This window comes from Streptococcus mitis SK564 (assembly GCF_000148525.1).
Classification (GTDB): domain Bacteria; phylum Bacillota; class Bacilli; order Lactobacillales; family Streptococcaceae; genus Streptococcus; species Streptococcus mitis_H.
Genome location: NZ_AEDU01000022.1, coordinates 39,218 through 56,472, shown reverse-complemented (window position 1 = coordinate 56,472; position 17,255 = coordinate 39,218). Strand labels below are relative to the sequence as shown.

At 39.2% G+C, this 17,255-nt stretch carries 18 protein-coding genes and 2 pseudogenes; 3 read left to right on the top strand and 17 right to left on the bottom strand.

What is annotated here, in order from left to right; translation table 11 throughout:
• Positions 1–2: 2 nt before the first annotated feature.
• Genes SMSK564_RS09820 through SMSK564_RS09805 form a run of 4 tightly spaced genes read right to left on the bottom strand, consistent with a single transcriptional unit; the run spans position 3 to position 4,003 of the window.
• Positions 3–824 carry a PTS system mannose/fructose/sorbose family transporter subunit IID gene (locus tag SMSK564_RS09820; RefSeq protein WP_000185294.1) on the bottom strand — a complete coding sequence of 274 codons (822 nt, stop codon included), beginning with the start codon at positions 822–824 and terminating at the stop codon, positions 3–5.
• A complete protein-coding gene (locus tag SMSK564_RS09815) occupies positions 811–1,716 on the bottom strand; it encodes a PTS mannose/fructose/sorbose/N-acetylgalactosamine transporter subunit IIC (RefSeq protein ID WP_000617017.1) in 906 nt (301 codons plus the stop codon). Before SMSK564_RS09815 ends, SMSK564_RS09820 begins: the two co-directional genes overlap by 14 nt.
• 26 nt (positions 1,717–1,742) lie before the next feature.
• A complete protein-coding gene (locus SMSK564_RS09810) occupies positions 1,743–2,219 on the bottom strand; it encodes a PTS sugar transporter subunit IIB (protein ID WP_000156972.1) in 477 nt (158 codons plus the stop codon).
• Positions 2,216–4,003 (bottom strand): glycoside hydrolase family 35 protein, encoded by a 1,788-nt coding sequence (locus SMSK564_RS09805; protein WP_000196568.1) that lies wholly within the window; start codon positions 4,001–4,003, stop codon positions 2,216–2,218. The genes SMSK564_RS09810 and SMSK564_RS09805 overlap by 4 nt, the downstream gene beginning before the upstream one ends.
• Before the next feature lie 319 nt (positions 4,004–4,322).
• On the opposite strand from SMSK564_RS09805, the gene SMSK564_RS09800 reads away from it, so the two are divergent.
• Positions 4,323–5,039 carry a GntR family transcriptional regulator gene (locus SMSK564_RS09800; RefSeq protein ID WP_001007194.1) on the top strand — a complete coding sequence of 239 codons (717 nt, stop codon included), beginning with the start codon at positions 4,323–4,325 and terminating at the stop codon, positions 5,037–5,039.
• A gap of 211 nt (positions 5,040–5,250) precedes the next feature.
• Here SMSK564_RS09800 and purB read toward each other — a convergent pair whose 3' ends face one another.
• The 9 genes and pseudogenes from purB to SMSK564_RS09760 form a co-directional block, all read right to left on the bottom strand.
• Positions 5,251–6,546, bottom strand: coding sequence for an adenylosuccinate lyase (gene purB, locus SMSK564_RS09795; protein WP_000567246.1), 1,296 nt, complete (start codon positions 6,544–6,546; stop codon positions 5,251–5,253).
• Between the two features lie 2 nt (positions 6,547–6,548).
• Positions 6,549–7,511 carry a hypothetical protein gene (locus SMSK564_RS09790; protein WP_000667210.1) on the bottom strand — a complete coding sequence of 321 codons (963 nt, stop codon included), beginning with the start codon at positions 7,509–7,511 and terminating at the stop codon, positions 6,549–6,551.
• Between the two features lie 10 nt (positions 7,512–7,521).
• On the bottom strand, positions 7,522–7,920 hold the full coding sequence (locus SMSK564_RS0102815; RefSeq protein ID WP_001006817.1) for an EndoU domain-containing protein: 399 nt from the start codon (positions 7,918–7,920) through the stop codon (positions 7,522–7,524).
• Positions 7,921–8,058: 138 nt separating this feature from the next.
• Positions 8,059–8,286 (bottom strand): hypothetical protein, encoded by a 228-nt coding sequence (locus tag SMSK564_RS09785; RefSeq protein ID WP_000614697.1) that lies wholly within the window; start codon positions 8,284–8,286, stop codon positions 8,059–8,061.
• A gap of 9 nt (positions 8,287–8,295) precedes the next feature.
• Positions 8,296–9,387: a 5-(carboxyamino)imidazole ribonucleotide synthase gene (purK, locus tag SMSK564_RS09780; protein WP_000099004.1), complete on the bottom strand. Its 1,092-nt coding sequence runs from the start codon at positions 9,385–9,387 to the stop codon at positions 8,296–8,298.
• Complete coding sequence (gene purE, locus SMSK564_RS09775; protein WP_000805612.1) at positions 9,374–9,862, bottom strand: 5-(carboxyamino)imidazole ribonucleotide mutase; 489 nt, start codon at positions 9,860–9,862, stop codon at positions 9,374–9,376. The genes purK and purE overlap by 14 nt, the downstream gene beginning before the upstream one ends.
• A 21-nt stretch (positions 9,863–9,883) precedes the next feature.
• Positions 9,884–10,342, bottom strand: coding sequence for a hypothetical protein (locus SMSK564_RS09770; RefSeq protein WP_004236913.1), 459 nt, complete (start codon positions 10,340–10,342; stop codon positions 9,884–9,886).
• A 2-nt stretch (positions 10,343–10,344) separates the two neighbouring features.
• The gene (gene purD / locus SMSK564_RS09765) at positions 10,345–11,604 is read right to left on the bottom strand and encodes a phosphoribosylamine--glycine ligase (protein ID WP_000772238.1); all 1,260 of its coding nucleotides are present in this window, start codon (positions 11,602–11,604) and stop codon (positions 10,345–10,347) included.
• 121 nt (positions 11,605–11,725) lie between these two features.
• A pseudogene (locus tag SMSK564_RS09760) lies at positions 11,726–12,064 on the bottom strand (IMP cyclohydrolase); the annotation flags it as partial.
• A 58-nt stretch (positions 12,065–12,122) separates the two neighbouring features.
• Here SMSK564_RS09760 and SMSK564_RS09755 point away from each other — a divergent pair.
• Positions 12,123–13,310, top strand: a complete 1,188-nt coding sequence (locus tag SMSK564_RS09755) for an AAA family ATPase (RefSeq protein ID WP_000922354.1) — start codon at positions 12,123–12,125, stop codon at positions 13,308–13,310.
• Positions 13,303–14,304 (top strand): hypothetical protein, encoded by a 1,002-nt coding sequence (locus SMSK564_RS0102810; protein ID WP_001067124.1) that lies wholly within the window; start codon positions 13,303–13,305, stop codon positions 14,302–14,304. Before SMSK564_RS09755 ends, SMSK564_RS0102810 begins: the two co-directional genes overlap by 8 nt.
• A gap of 161 nt (positions 14,305–14,465) precedes the next feature.
• Here SMSK564_RS0102810 and purH read toward each other — a convergent pair whose 3' ends face one another.
• The 4 genes and pseudogenes from purH to SMSK564_RS09740 all read right to left on the bottom strand — a co-directional run bounded on the left by purH (position 14,466) and on the right by SMSK564_RS09740 (position 17,239).
• Positions 14,466–16,013 (bottom strand): bifunctional phosphoribosylaminoimidazolecarboxamide formyltransferase/IMP cyclohydrolase, encoded by a 1,548-nt coding sequence (purH, locus tag SMSK564_RS09750; protein WP_000166534.1) that lies wholly within the window; start codon positions 16,011–16,013, stop codon positions 14,466–14,468.
• Positions 16,014–16,037: 24 nt separating this feature from the next.
• Positions 16,038–16,547 carry a VanZ family protein gene (locus SMSK564_RS09745; RefSeq protein ID WP_000894011.1) on the bottom strand — a complete coding sequence of 170 codons (510 nt, stop codon included), beginning with the start codon at positions 16,545–16,547 and terminating at the stop codon, positions 16,038–16,040.
• Positions 16,548–16,618: 71 nt separating this feature from the next.
• Positions 16,619–16,773, bottom strand: a pseudogene (locus SMSK564_RS13745) (bifunctional phosphoribosylaminoimidazolecarboxamide formyltransferase/IMP cyclohydrolase); the annotation flags it as partial.
• A gap of 1 nt (position 16,774) precedes the next feature.
• A complete protein-coding gene (locus SMSK564_RS09740; RefSeq protein ID WP_000569798.1) occupies positions 16,775–17,239 on the bottom strand; it encodes a GNAT family N-acetyltransferase in 465 nt (154 codons plus the stop codon).
• Positions 17,240–17,255: the final 16 nt, after the last annotated feature.

Here is a 17,255-nt window from a genome sequence, read left to right as displayed (position 1 = left end):
AATTATGCGCCCATTCCAAGTACAAATTTACCAAAGGCAGAAAGAGCCAAAGCAAGTACGATAATAATACCGATAGCTTTAGTAGAGTTCATACCTTTCTTACCAAGCAACCAGAAGATAAAGGCAGTAAAGATTGCTGGAAGCAAGCGTGGGAAGATTTGGTTCAAGATGTCTTGGAAGTCAATCATCTTCTCACCGATTGCCCATTTGTAAGAAATTTCAAAGTTGATCATTGTTGCTACAAGAGCACCCATCATGAAGACACCAAGTACAGATGCAGCGTCAATCAAAGCTGTCAAGGTACTTTGCATGTTGTTGATAAGGTTAACCCCTTCTTTGTAGGCAAATTCCAACTGTTTCCAACGGAAGATATCATACGCTACTGCAACTGCAATCCAAAGGAAGATACCCCAAGGTTGACCACCGATAGCCATAGTTGCTGCGATAGATCCCATGATAGCAGGTACAAGTGAACCAAAGATTGTATCTCCAAGAGGAGCGAATGGTCCCATCAAACCTGTCTTGATACCATTAACGGCATCTTTTGAACCTACACCATCTTTTTCTTCCATGGCAAGATCAAAACCAGCGATGATGGTGTGGAAGAATGGTGAAGTATTGAAGAATTGAGTATGAACTTTCATCATTTCTTTCAATTCAGGAGTTCCATCCCCATACATTTTACGCAATTGAGGCAAAATCATGTAAAGGTAACCAGAAGCTTGCATACGTTCGTAGTTCCAACCCAATTGGAAAGTAAACAAGCTACGTTTATTGATTTGGTTAAAATCTTCTTTTGTAAGTTTGTAATTAGAATTCGTCATCTTCGATTTCCCCACTTTCTGATGGTGTAGAAGGTGCTGCTACAGCTACTTTTTGGCTATTTTTGAAGTGAAGCACTGCAAGGAAGATACCTACGATAGAGATACCAATCATAGACAAGCCTTTGAAGTTGTTCACGAAACCAATTTTTTCAGCAACTTCAGCAGGAAGAGTACCTACGATACCAGCAACAGCGCCACCAAGACCTGTTACATATGAGTAAAGAACAGTCAACATAGCTGTCAAACCAAATCCCATAGCAAGGTAGTGAAGGTTACGTTTAACTGGAAGGTAACGAAGCAAGATTGCAAATCCAAGACCTGGAAGCATACGCCCTGCAAGTGTCAAACCAGCTGCAACCCATTTGTATGCTTCAACGAAGTCTACAACTGATTGTACAAAGGCACCACCAAAGGCAAGGGCAAAGAAAACTGGAAGGGCACGAGATAAAGCCCAAGGAATCGCACCAAGTAGGTAGTTGCGTTCAATACCTTTATAGTCAAAGCGTTCGATTGCAGCATCCACACGGTGAGCAAAGAAAGTAGTTGTCATACGTCCAAGAACGTCGAAGTAAGTCAAGAGAGTTGCTACTGGCACAGCGATTGTTGTAATCGCAAGCGCTGTATCAATTCCTTGTGAAACAGAGAAGGCTGTCGCAAGAACCGCACCAGAAGTTGCGTCGATACGAGAGGCACCACCGAAGGTGCCAACCCCAAGAACGAATAGTTGCAAGTTACCACCGATAAGTAGACCAGTAGTCACATCTCCCATGATTAAACCAGTAATGAAACCAGCAAATACAGGGGAACCTGCAGATGAAACGATCGTCAACTCATCACAGATTTGATAAGCTGAGTACAAAGTGAGAAGTAAAATTTGCCACCATTGTATCATAACAATGACCTCCTAAAAATTTTTTCCTATTTTAATAAGCTCAAAAAGTCTGAAATTGGATCATTTGGAACCATTTGAGCAGTAAGTTTAACACCTTTTTCTGCCAATTTGTGGAAGTCTTCCACATCCTTGTCTACTACATTGATAGAACGTGTGATGGGGCGAGTTTCTGGTGTTTGAGACATATTCCCAACATTTAGGGTTTCAAGTGGTACACCTGCTTCAACCAAACCAAGGAAGCGGTCTGGTTTACGAGCCACGATAAAGAGACGTTGGCTATCGTATTTTCCAGCAAGAATATTGGCTGCCGCTTTTTCAATTGGCAAAATACTCAATTTTACACCTGGTGGTGTCGCAAGTTTCAAACCACTCTTTTCAACGTCGTTGTTGACAACTTCGTCATCTACAACCATAATACGTGAAACATTTAGTTTTCCAGCCCAAAGGTTGGCTACTTGTCCGTGGATCAAACGTCCATCGATACGGCATCCTACAATTGTCATAAGTTTTCCCCCTTTATGTGTTTTAGTGTAGGTTTACGAGTTAAATGAATCTCTTCTTTATATTCACCCTCTGTCTCAAAGATAATGATGCGGTTGGCACCTTCCTTAAGATAACTATGAGGGATATAAAGCGAGAGGGTCGGGCCGACGTTCCAAAAACGTCCTAGATTCTGCCCATTGACAAAGGCAACTCCTTTCCCAAACTCAGACAAGTCTAGGTAGGTATCTTTTGGCTCTTGAACTGTAAAGTCATAAGCGTAAAAGGCTGGTTGTCCTTCTGTCCATCCTTTTGAAAAATCAATTTTCTCAGGATTATCTAGTGGGAGTGGATAGTGTTTCCAGTTTAGTAAGAAGTGCAAATCCTTACAAACCCCTGTCCGAATTCCCTTACGTTGCGTATCCGCTAAGAACTTGTGACCATAGTTGACACGCCCCATATTTTCTATCAAGATATCCAATCTAGACAGCGCTTTCTTTTCACCTTGACAAAAAATATCTTCCCCAATCTCTGTCTGATATTGGGTTTTAACCCACTGACCATCGACATAAAGCTGAGCTCTATCTCGACCATCAATGATACGAAGTCTTTCTTCTTCTGCATCCCAGTTTGTTTCTGTTCGATAAAGTAGGTAGCCATAGCTTTGTCCCAACTCCTCCATCTTTTTAGGATAGAGACTTCCTACTGGACTAGACAAGCTATCTAAGGTTTCAAACAAGGAAACTTTTTCAACCAGTGGAATAGCATCCAACTCCATACTCTCTTTGTAGAGTGGTTCCAACTGCGGATACTCTGGGAAATGTGTTGCCATCATCTTCTTAACTGCCAGATATTTGGCAGTTGGATTTCCTTCTTCATCAAGAAGAGCGTCGTAGTCATACGATGTAACTTGTGGCAAGTCCAAAGTTCCTCGAGCTGAGCAACCATTCATGAAGCCAAAGTTTGTACCACCATGGAACATGTAAAGATTGATAGAGCCTTGTTCCAAAACCTCTCGAACAGCTTCTGCTAATTCTTTCGGATCCCGTGTGATAATCGGTTCCTTCCAACGATTGAACCAGCCATCCCAGAACTCCATACACATGAGTGGCCATTTCTTGCCATGTTCATCAAAGAATTCCTGCATCTGTGAAAAATTGTACGGAGCTTTAGAACCAAAGTTTCCTGTTACAAAGAGGTCATCTTCGATTAAGGTTCCAGCTTTCAGAGTAGCTCTCCATGGACCATCTGATGTAAAGAGGGGACAGGTTACGCCACGCTCTTCCATCAACTGTCGAATGGCTCTCAGGTAAGCCTTATCTTCTCCATAAGAACCATACTCATTTTCAACCTGCATCATGAGGATGTTGCCACCATTGTCCAACAGATGTGGAACCAACCGTGACAAGAGCTGGTCATAGTAGCGACCTACAGCTTCAATATAGGCTGGATCTGAGGAACGAAGCCTCATATTCTTTGTTAAGAGCCAGGCTGGTAAGCCACCGAATTCCCACTCCGCACAGATAAAGGGAGACGGACGAACAATCGCATAGAGACCCAAATCTTGTGCTGTCTGAAGAAATCGCTCCAAATCCAGAGCCCCTTCAAAGTGAAACTCACCCTCACGAGGCTCGTGTAAATTCCAAGCCACATAAGTCTCTACTGTATTAAAACCAAGAGCCTTCAAGTTATAGAGCGAATGATACCAATCTTCTGGAGGAACCCTAAAATAATGAATGGCGCCAGATAAAATCTTAAATGATTTTCCATCGAGATAAAAATCATCTCGTATCTCAAATCGTGTCATATTCTTACCTTCTGACAACTAAAGTTTACGCTTTCATTTGTTGATATATTGAATATAACTCAATATACCACATTTGTCAATAGCTTTTCACAATTTTTTTCATTTTTCCCCAACTTTTACACAAAAAACTTATAAAGATATAAAATTTACAGACATATAGCTTCAAACAGGTGGCATGTATAAAAATGTATAAAACCTCCTATTTTTTATGTAAATTAACCTTATAGCCTATTATTCTAATTTTTTTATTCAAAAGACTACTATTCTTTCCGGTTTTATGGTAAAATCTTTAACGGAGAAGGAAAATCGAGGTGAAATTATGGCAATTCCAAAGTATCAATATATAAAAGATGAATTAAAGAACAAAATCATTTCTGGCCAATTCGCTAGTGGAGATAAATTTTACACTGAAGCTGAATTGATCGCTATGTATGATGTAAGTTCTATCACAGTTGTCCGCGCCTTAAACGACCTTGCCAAAGATGGCTATATTGTCCGCCAACAAGGAAAGGGTACATTCGTTTCACGCGCACGCAAACACAAACTCGTAGAGTTTTCTGATGTAGAAGTTTTTGAAACTAAAGATGATAAAGTGACCGTCCTTTCTATTGAGCGTGGAAACAAACTAAGCTACCTAGAAAAACTTGGACTACGCGGTAACCAATTCTACTACAAGATTGAACGTGTACGCGAAACAAATGGTGTCGTATACATCTATCACACATCTTATATTCCAGAACAATACATCAACGCAAATTATCCAAATCTTGAATATTATAGCTCTATCTATAACCGTTTCAAATTGGATTATCACATCCACATGAATGATGAACATTTTGAAGAAATCAATGAAATAGCATTTCCAACTCCAGAACATGCGGCTTCAGTCCTCGGAGTCGATGAACAATTCCCTAGCGTTTTACAAACCAAGACTACTAAATTAGAGTCTACTGGTCAGGTTCTCGCTTACAGCGAAACTTATAAACGAGCGGATTACTACAAAATCAAATTCATTTCATGTGACCGTGATCACTAAGAAGAAAGCCTGAGCCTTGCTTGGGCTTTTTTCTATGATTATTATATCCCATCAAAACTGTATTTTCTATATGTCAATGAAGATAGATTAAATTTGTTTAAATTTTACTAAAATATAGGGAATCTTTTTAGCAAAAGAGCTTTAATAAACAAGAAAAACCGAAGTTCTGCTACTCCTATAAATAGAGTAATAGTACTTCGATTTTTTCTAATTATCCTAATCCAAGACGTTCAAAAATATCATCCACTCGTTTAGTGTAATAAAGAGGGTTGAAAATTTCGTCGATTTCTTCTTGTGTGAGGCGTGATGTCACCTCTGGATCTGCTTCTAGCAGTGGTTTGAAGTCTACTTGGTTGTCCCAAGAGTAGGCTGTTTTTGGTTGCACCAAGTCATAGGCTTGCTCACGGGTCATACCTTTTTCAATCAAGGTCAACATAGCGCGTTGGCTGAAAATCAAACCGAAAGTTGAGTTCATGTTGCGGATCATGTTTTCTGGGAAGACCGTCAAGTTCTTGACGATATTTCCAAAACGGTTGAGCATGTAGTCGATCAGAATAGTCGTATCTGGTGTGATGATACGCTCAGCTGATGAGTGAGAGATATCACGCTCATGCCAGAGAGCGACGTTCTCATAGGCTGTAATCATATGACCACGGATAACACGCGCAAGACCTGTCATGTTCTCAGAACCGATAGGGTTGCGTTTGTGAGGCATTGCAGATGAACCTTTTTGCCCTTTAGCAAAGAATTCTTCTACTTCGCGTTGTTCTGATTTTTGCAAACCACGAATCTCAGTCGCCATACGCTCGATAGAAGTCGCGATGCTAGCAAGAACTGCAAAGTACTCAGCGTGAAGGTCACGAGGAAGAACCTGTGTAGAGATTTCTTGAGCACGGATACCAAGCTTGTCACAGACGTATTTTTCAACGAATGGTGGGATGTTGGCAAAGTTCCCAACCGCACCAGAAATCTTACCAGCTTCTACACCAGCAGCCGCATGCTCAAAACGCTCGATATTTCGCTTCATTTCGCTGTACCAAGTCGCCAATTTCAGACCAAAGGTTGTAGGCTCAGCATGCACACCGTGGGTACGCCCCATCATGATGGTAAACTTGTGCTCCTTAGCCTTATCAGCGATGATGTTGGTGAAGTTTTCAAGGTCACGACGGATGATGTCGTTGGCTTGCTTGTAGAGGTAACCGTAGGCCGTATCCACCACGTCGGTAGAAGTCAAACCATAGTGGACCCACTTGCGCTCTTCCCCTAGCGTTTCAGAAACTGCACGCGTGAAGGCAACCACATCGTGACGAGTCTCCTGCTCAATCTCCAAAATACGGTCGATGTCAAAGTCCGCTTTCTCGCGAATCAAAGCCACATCTTCCTTAGGGATTTCCCCCAACTCAGCCCATGCCTCGTCAGCCAAGATTTCCACCTCAAGCCAAGCACGGTATTTATTTTCTTCACTCCAAATGTTCGCCATCTCAGGGCGAGAGTAACGGTCGATCATGTTTATTCTCCTATAATATTATTTATCAAAAAACTGTTAAGTTCATCTTTTTTCTTAACTCCGATTGTTTTTTTCAGCGAAAGTTCTACTGTTTCAATATTTACACCTTTCTTATATGATATAATCTCAATAATTCTTGAAATCGTATTTTTTAATACATCTTCTCCGTAATTTGTATTAATTCCCCTAGATTTACATTGAATTTTGAAATCATTAAGATATTCGTTTTCCCTATATCTTTCTATAAGTACCTCGTTTCCCTGAAAAAATTGATTTGAATTATAAAAATCCTTCCAATCGCTTAATGCCTCCTCCCATTCTGTCCACTTTTCTTTTTGATGGGGAATGTTCGAATTTAAAAGTTTTAAGATACTTTTCTGACAATAGTTTTTATAACTTTCAATAATTTGATAATACGCTTCTTCAATCTTATACGGTGAAATTGGCAAAGTATATTCTTTAGTTTTTGTAAATTCAATTTTTTCTTTGAGAAGAGCAATTAAGATATTGAACGGTTCAAAAAAAGTCGAATCAACATTACAATAAAAATTAATATATTTTTCTAATTTTTTTATATTACCAGTACCTTTGAAATCTTCTTTTAATAATGCACGTAAATTCAATTTTTCAAATATTCTATATACCTTTTGAATACTAATTAAGGTTGAAAATTGTTTTTCGAATTCTTCGTCAATATCTTCATGATATCTTTCAAAAAAATAAACTTCATTTTCAATTTTATTTACTATAATTAAAATTGAATCCCCTTTGTAAAATACATATACATTCAATTCTTCTTTAAAGGGTCTCTTTAAAAATAAAAAGTACTTTTCACGTATATCAGAAACTATAGCTTTACACGATAAATCCGTAACTTTCTGCTCGTCAAATTCTTTTCTTGGAACCAATGTTAGCCAATAGCCATCTATTTCCTCTATACGTAATACTTTATGTTCAAACTTCATTTCCCACCTACTATTCACGAACTGGATAAAATGTTATTATATTCCTATTTCTTTTTACAATTTTAACAAGAATGTTATTACAAATATAAACACCACTAGTTGGATCGACTAATCGACATGAGTGTTCTATCATATCTAAAACCTGCTGTCTAGACCAAGTCTCTGGAAAAAAAGTTGAATACCCTCGGTTGGATTCCTTTAGAATATGAGTGTTTTTGCTACGTACCATATATTCAAAAATATTACCACTAATTATTGCTTTTGTATCCGGAAGAACCTCTGCATTTTCATCTCCAAGATTTCTATTACAATGATACCCTTTAGGAGAGCCAGCTCTACTTATTTCTCCTAAAAATACGTGTTCCAATGCTCTACTTGACAAACTATAATTATTTGTAACCTCATTCATAAGTCACTGTTCCCTTTTACAATCAATCTCTTCTAGCAGTAGTCGAGTGTCTTCTCTTGCTGACTTTATCCTCTACAACAAGACTAGGCAACCTTTAAAGGATAAGACAACGAACCTTGTAATTAAATCCTGTCTTACTCACTCAAACTCTTCTTTCCCAACCCATACAGATGGATAATGATCTAGGGTGTTCAAATCTGTATCCAGCGGTAGATCGTAGATAGCTAAATAGTTTTCAGGGTATTGTGCAACTAGTTCTTCATATTTAGCCTTTACCTTTTCGTGATCACTACTAGCATACAAGACTTCAACGACTGCTCCAGTCTTATCCTTTTCAACAAATGCGTTAACGATGATTTGAATCATAGACTTGTCCTAAAAATCAATCCCTTTCCCAAATTCCCCAGCCTCATCCGGCACATCACTAAACAATGTCACATGTCCCATCTTGCGGTTGTGCTTTGCTTCTATTTTACCATACATGTGGAGGTGGGCGCTTGGATTTTCTGTGACATATTTTTCAGCGACCTCGATATGCTGGCCGAGAACATTGAGCATGACAGCTGGCGCATGCAGGTAGATAGCTGGCAATGGTGCTCCGAGAACGCCCAAGATATGGGTATCAAATTGAGAGAAATCACAGGCTTCAATCGAGTAGTGACCAGAATTGTGTGGACGTGGCGCAATTTCATTAACAATGATGTCATCAGCAGTCGCAAACATTTCCACACAAAGTGTTCCAGACAAGTTCAGTTGTTCTGCGATTCGCACTGCCATGGCTTTGGCTTTTTCTGCTAGATTTTCTGAAATGCGAGCAGGCACAATGGTCTTAGATAGGATGTTGTTACGGTGGATATTTTCCTGAACTGGGAAAACCGTCACGTCCTGACCATTTCCAGAAACGATAACAGAGATTTCAAGGTCAAAGTTGACAAATTCTTCCAAAACGCAGTCGGCTAAGTCAGCTAGTGCATGGGCTTCTTCCAAGTCTTCTGCCGAGCGAATGACCTTTTGTCCATGGCCATCGTATCCACCTGTCGCAGTCTTAAGGACATAGTTTTTCGATAGGTCAATATCTGCCAAGTCTTGGCTAGAATTCACAACCTTGTAAGGTGCTACAGTGACTTGTGCCTTATTTGAGAGAAAGTCCTTTTCAAAAATACGATTTTGCGAAATGCGGAGCAGATCTGTTCCTTGAGGGAGTTGCCCATCCTTGATAACGGCATCCAAACCGTCAGCGTCGACATTTTCAAATTCATAGGTAAGAACATCACAGCGCTCTGCCAGCTGACGAAGAGCATCCACATCATTATAAGGAGCCACTATGATCTCCGCCACGCTAGAGGCTGGGCAATCCGTAGCAGGATCCAGCGCGATAACCTTGTGGCCCATGTAGATAGCAGAAATGGCCATCATCTGACCCAGCTGGCCACCACCGATAATTCCGATTATTTTAGATGAGCTCATTTGTTGACTCCTCTGCGATTTTTCCTTGTTCTTCTGCAAAATCTGCCAAAGCTGTCGCGATAGCCTGATCCTCTACTGATAGGAGACGAAGGGCAAAGAGGGCAGCGTTGGTCGCACCTGCTTCACCGATAGCCATAGTTGCTACAGGCACTCCACCTGGCATCTGGACGATAGAGTAGAGCGAGTCCACACCACTAAGGGCACGCGATTTTACGGGCACACCAATGACTGGAAGGGTTGTTTTAGCTGCGACCATACCTGGCAAATGAGCTGCGCCACCTGCACCTGCGATGATGACCTTGATGCCACGGCTACGGGCTTCTTCTGCATGCTTGAACATAATGTCTGGCGTGCGGTGGGCAGATACAACCTTCTTTTCGTAATCAACGCTGAAGCGGTCTAGGACTTCGGCGGTTTTTTGCATGGTTGCCCAGTCGGATTTTGAGCCCATGATAATGGAAATTACGGGTTTCATATTTTCTTAATTTCTCTCTTTTTAAACTAATTTATTATAATCTTTTGATAGTTGAAGCTGATAATATTTCTTAAATTCCCTGTTAAAGCTTTTAGAAGCCTGTATCAACTCATCCAATCTTCTACTTCTTTCGTCCAATTTCATTTTATCAAAATCTGATAAAAATTGATTACGCTCTTTTTCAAGATTATTTTGAAGAATATTGAGGTTATCTGAAATTTCTTTATCCATTAAAAATTTAATATTATCATAAACACTAAATATATAATTCAATGTGTTGATTGTATCTGTCGAAGACAAAAAATTTAATTTTTCTTTTCTTGAGATATACTCCATATAATAGACGTATAATTTTTCATATCTCATTTTTTTGACATCGTATTTACGTGTCTCATTAAATGATTTTATTGTGAACCAACTGTTCCATACCGCAACTAAGGCTGTTAGCAACGATATTATAATACTTAATTTTACAATCATATTCATACTCCCTTACTTCCGATATCTGTTCGGTAGAAGAGTCCTTCTGTTTTTTGTTTGTTAAGTTCGCTGTAGATAATGTTTTGAGCTTCTTTGACGGTGGCTGCTGTGGTAACCAGCATATAAACACGGCCACCGTTTGATAGCAGTGCTCTGCTATTTTCCGCAAACTTAGCCCCTGCATAATAGGTGATAGTGTCTTCTTCTGTCTTGGCTGGCAACTTGACACCTTTTTCATATTCTAGCGGGTAACCGTTGGATGCGACAACCACACCCAGAGTCACACCCTTGTCCGTCCAAGTGATGGCTGGTTCTTTACCTTCCAAAATATCAATAATATTTTGCGCAAAGTCAGATGTCAAACGAGGCAAGATAATCTGTGTTTCAGGATCTCCAAAACGAGCGTTGAACTCGATAACCTTAGGACCGTCCGCTGTCAAGATAAGCCCTGCGTAAAGGACACCAAGATACGGACGACCTTCTTTGATCATCCCTTCGAGGACTGGCTTGACAATCGTGTCAACCGCTGTATCAACCACACTCTGTGGCAAGTGTGGAACTGGCGCATAGGCACCCATCCCACCAGTGTTAGGCCCCTTATCGCCATCATAGGCACGTTTGTGGTCTTGCGCTGTCGGCATGATATAGAACTTGTCGCCATTGACAAAGGCAAATAGTGAAAATTCCTCTCCTTCAAGGAATTCCTCAATAACTACACGCGCACCTGAGTCACCAAATTTATTGTCCAAAAGCATCTCATGAGCTGCTTCGACCGCTTGCTCAACTGTCTCAGCAACGACGACACCCTTCCCAAGCGCCAAGCCATCCGCCTTGACTACGATAGGCGCACCCTGCTTTTCGATATAGGCCTTGGCTTCCTCGAAATCTGAGAATGTGCAATAGGCTGCTGTCGGAACGCCGTATTTGACCATGATTTCCTTGGCAAAATCCTTGGACCACTCTAGCTCTGCCGCCAATCTTGTCGGACCAAAGGCTTTGAGACCAGCTTGGTTAAAATCATCCACGATACCAGCAGCAAGGGCATCATCTGGACCGATAAAGGTCCAAGCAATATCGTTGGCCTTTGCGAAGTCAATCAATTTAGAATGTTCGGAAATAGAGGTATTTACCAATTCCAGACCATCCAGAGTCATCCCATCATTCCCAGGAGCTACAAAGACCTTTTTAACGTCTTTTGATTCAAGCAACTTCTTAGCAATCGCATGTTCACGACCACCCGAACCGACAACTAACAGCTTCATTTCTCAACCTCTTTTGCGAATTATTTAATAACATTATATCACAAATGTTCGTTTTAATCTTGTTTTGCTCCGCATTTTTACGCAAAAAAGGAAAGAAACTGTTTTCTTCCCTTTTATTTTCTTAATGTCTAAAATGTCTCACTCCTGTGAAGACCATAGTCAAGCCGTATTTGTCAGCAGCTTCGATGGATTCCTGATCACGGACCGATCCACCTGGCTGGATGATAGCCTTAATACCTGCTTTAGCGATTTCTTCCACGTTATCGGCAAATGGGAAGAAGGCATCCGAAGCAAGGACAGCACCGTCAAGACGGTCTTTAGCTTGGTCAATGGCAATACGGACTGAAGCCACACGGTTGGTTTGACCTGGACCAATACCAAGTGTCATATGGTCTTTGGTTACGATGATACCGTTTGATTTGACGTACTTGATGGCTTTCCAAGCGAACTCAAGAGCCGTAATTTTTTTACGGAAATTGTTTTTTGTGATATAATAATCCTAATAGGAGGATTGACAAATGCTAAAATACTTTTCAGTAAAGAATTATAAAAACTTTGAAAATGAAATCTCAATTAACTTTTCACAAGTCGGAGGTTATAAATTTAATGAGGACTGCTTATCAAATAATTTTTTGAGTAAAGTACTTATCTATGGTAGAAATGCTACAGGAAAATCCAATTTAGGTTTAGCATTATTTGATATTACCAAAAATCTTTCCAGTAGGTCCTTAATTGATGATCAAAATTTAACATCTTTTTTAAATAACAACTCTGACAACGCTATTGCTACTTTTTGTTATATATTTTTACATAATAACGATGAAATTAAATATATTTATACAAAAAATGAATATCAGATTATACAAACAGAATCACTATCTATAAATGACGAATTAGTTTGGAAAATAAATTTGTCTACTGACCCAATATCATATAATGCTGTGGAGGACATAGCCAATAAACTAGGTATCATAAACAACGATTTCAACATACTAATAGATAATTATCGAGATCAGGTTTCAAGTGACAAGCAAGATTTAGACGGAGAAAACAGATCTTTTTTAACATGGCTGATAACTAACACCTCTAAGTCAGATGATTCTATTCTCACATATCTCCGAACATTTATACGAAACATGGTGCTTATTAATCATGAAGCCCCGAAACATTTTATAAATCGTTGGTTCCAGCGTACACTTGATCACAAAGAGACAGCAAAAGGACTGGAAGCATTTCTTAATAGCATGGGTATAAACTGTCACTTAGATTCAATAGAACAAATAGATGGGGACGATATGCTTTGTTTTGTTTATAAAAATAAAAATGTTCCGTTCTTTAGAGAAGCATCTAGTGGAACATTGGCTTTGGCCAAATTCTATTTTAGAATCCTCTATATCTTTGAGCACTTCAAAGTCAGTAATCCTCCTAAATTTTTATTTTTCGACGAATTTGATGCTTTTTATCATTACGAACTTTCTGAAAATTTGATACGTCATTTAAAAAAAATATTTCCATACACCCAAATCATTTTGACTACCCACGATACAAATATTATGTCTAATGAGTTATTTAGACCCGACTGCTTGTTCATTTTATCTCAAAAAGGATTTATAACACCTTTAAACAAAGCAACTAAGCGAGAATTACGAGAGGGGCATAATTTAGAAAAGATGTACATTAGCGGAGAGTTTGTTGAATATGAATAATGTAACACGAGGTCAAACCCTTTTCATAGTCGAAGGCCATCATGAAAAAAATGAACTTTTTAAACTTATTATCGAAGTTTTCCCTGAACTTAGTATTACTGAAGAGAATATACATATTTTTGGCACAAATATTTACCAATTATACCAGAAAATTCAAGAAGAATATGGAGAGGAATGGGATGTTCCCTCCAATGATGTGGATTTACCTTTTGTTTTAAATAAATATGATTCTCAAAGATTTGAATCTATCGGTAGAAAAAGAAATTATAAAAATATTTTTTTAATTTTTGATTACGAAGCACAAGATCCCAACTTTTCTATATACAAGATACAACGATTACAAAAATATTTCAGCGATGTAACCAATAATGGCCAACTCTATATAAATTACCCAATGGTTGAATCTTATTTTGATTTAGAAATCAATAATGACTTACAATTTCTAAATAAATATTTAAATAAAATTGTGACGGGTAAGGAATATAAAGCAAGTGTTAAAAATAATGAACTTTACAAATTATTCCAAATCCCTTTCATCATTCCAAAACGATTAGAAAGTATTCTAGGTAGCTCTGCAATATTGCAACACGATACAGTTTCTAAAATATTAAACTGCTACAGTTCTGAGTCTCTAAAAGAAATATGCAATGAATTAAATATAGATGACAAGAAAAAGGAAAATTTAAACTGTTATCTATATAAAAATTTTGAAACCTACTTCAATGGTGAATTTTCTTATAATATCTACATAAAAAGATTACTTAAGAGAATTGTAAAATTACAAATTTTAAAATACAAACGCATTATAACTTATCCCTGTCCAACACATATTTTATCTGAATACGAATATCGTAATTTACAACCAATTAATGACTTCGAATATCCAATATTATTAACCATCCAAAATGAAATGTTTAAAGATAACAAACTATGGACAATAAATACTTTTCTACTATTTATAGCAGAATATAATTCAACATTACTAAATGATTAATCTTCTCCCTCTCATATAATCCAAAACATGAGACTGGGCTAAAAGTCTTTAAATTAAAAAACGCATAATACCAGGACATGAACCTTGGTAATATGCGTTTTGTTATGTGTAAACTTGCTTCATTTTCTTCTGAAATGGGGTTGTCGCCCACCCTCACGTTCTTAATGTCTAAAATGTCTCACGCCTGTGAAGACCATAGTCAAGCCATACTTGTTCGCTGCTTCGATGGATTCTTGGTCACGGACGGACCCACCCGGCTGGATTATCGCCTTGATACCTGCTTTGGCGATTTCTTCCACGTTATCCGCAAATGGGAAGAAGGCATCCGAAGCAAGCACAGCGCCGTCCAGACGGTCTTTAGCTTGGTCAATAGCGATGCGAACAGAAGCCACACGGTTAGTCTGACCTGGACCAACACCCAGTGTCATGTGGTCGTTGGTTACAATGATTCCGTTTGATTTGACGTATTTAATAGCCTTCCAAGCAAACTCAAGAGCTGTCGCTTCTGTCTCAGTTGGTTGGCGTTTGGTCACCACTTGCCAATCGGCTGGGCTTTCCTTGACCACATCTTGATTTTGCACCAGAAGTCCACCAACTACACCTGTGTATTCTGCTTCCACCTCGCTAGCCTCTTGAGCATCAAATGGCAAGGCAAGGATGCGCAAGTTTTTCTTTTTGTTGGTCAAAATGGCTAGCGCTTCATCCGTATAGCTTGGTGCAATGATGATTTCAAGGAAAACACCGTGCATCTTCTCAGCTGTCGCAGCATCCACCTCACGGTTGAGAACAACGATACCACCAAAGATAGACACTGGGTCAGACTCATAAGCGTAGTTCCAAGCAGTCTCAATGTCATCAGCCTGACCGATTCCACATGGGTTCATATGTTTGAGAGCCACAACGGTTGGACGGTCTTTGAAGTCACGGATGATACGAATGGCCGCATCAGCGTCACGGATATTGTTGAATGACAATTCTTTCCCATTGAGCTGTTCGGCTGAAGCAATTGAATAGTCCGTTGGCAAAGCTTTTTGGTAGAAATCGGCATCCTGTTGAGGATTTTCCCCATAGCGCATGGCTTGTTTGAGGTCATAGGTCAAGGTTAACTTTTCAGGTTTGCTTTCGCCCACTTGAGCTGTGAAATATTCTGCAATCAAGGCATCATAAGCCGCTGTGTGACGGAAAACCTTAGCTGCCAGACGTTGACGGGTTTCGTAAGTCGTTTCGCCGTTGGCTGACAATTCGTTAAGCACCACATCATAGTCAACAGGGTCTACAACAACTGTTACGCTGGCATGATTCTTCGCTGCTGAACGAAGCATAGATGGCCCGCCGATATCGATATTCTCCATCGCATCAGCATAAGTCACATCTGGTTTGAGAATCGTTTCTTTAAAGGGATAGAGATTGACCACTACAAGGTCAATGAGCTCGATTTGATTGTCTTTGGCCGCTTCCAGGTGACTATCCAAGTCACGACGAGCGAGGAGTCCACCGTGGATATTTGGATGAAGGGTCTTGACACGACCGTCCATCATTTCTGGAAAACCGGTCACATCATCAATCGCAATGGTATCTACCCCAGCATTATCAAGGGCAACCTTTGTCCCACCTGTCGAGATAATATCCCAACCAAGTTTTTTAAGTTCTTGGGCAAATTCAACAATGCCCGCTTTGTCTGAGACGCTGATTAAGGCGCGTTTAGTCATTATATTCTCCTTTTTAATCATTAGTTAAACATCAATTAAATGCAGTAACAGTAAAACAAAATAAGCAAAACCAAGGCTAAGCATACCTAAGATATTGACCCATTTTCTAGTCTGTGATTTGAACACTCTTATAAAAATTTGATAAATCAGTAAGCCTACACAAACACCTAGCGTATTTAAAGTCAAATCCGTTATATCTGTTATACCTATTGCTAAAATATACTGTAAGCACTCAAACAATAAACTAATCAAAAAACCTGTCCCGACTATTTTTAAATTAGATAAATTAGTTTTTATCAGAGGGAAACAAACACCTAATGGAATAAAGGAAATCAGATTAAATAACATTTCAGCAAAAACAATTTTTCCGTCTACTATTAGTGGTTCTGAAAATGGAATCCAATTGATGTACCTTGGAGCTAAGAAAAATGCTATAAATTCAGGATTGGTCTCAAACTTAAATAAGATTCCCCAAGTTAATAACATCAGATAGACATAAAATACATATCGAGTTGTTTTTTTAGATTCTAACATTATAAATACCTCCGTTTGAAGCCGTCTTCAACAATCACTGACTCCAATTTTGAATCAAAGATATCATATGAATCATCAATGGCAATGGTGCTCACCCCAGCATTATCAAGGGCAACCTTGGTTCTACCTGTTGAGATGATGTCCCAACCGAGTTTTTTTTAAGTTCTTAGGCAAATTCAACAATACCCTCTTTGTTTGAGATACTGATTAAAGCTTTTTTCGTCATTCTATTCCTCTTTCTTTAGGTCCAAGCGCATAGCGACTTCATTATTTTCTTCTATAAATCCTGTTTCCTGAAAACCCAAACTAGTCAACAGGTGCTTCATTTTTTCATTTCCAACCACATAATCTGCGATAATATGATTGCAAGTGCTATCCATCTGAGCCTTTTTGATCAGAAATTCCACGGCTTTTCGTCCATAACCTCTTCCTTGGTACTGCTGGCCAATCATTATCCGCCAGATAAAGTATTCCGCTTCATCCTTATCTATTTCCAACAGGAGAAAACCAACTACAAGCTCATTCCAATAAATTGCCATTGGAAACACATCCCCATTCTCTCGGTAGAGCCATGCGTCAGCTAAAGAGCGTACATTTGGAGACACGAAACGTGCTCGTTCATCAGCTTCAGATATTTTCAAATCCAGCACTGCCTGAAAACTGCTCTCATCTACTAATTTTATCTCAATCATTTTTTCTCCTAGCAAT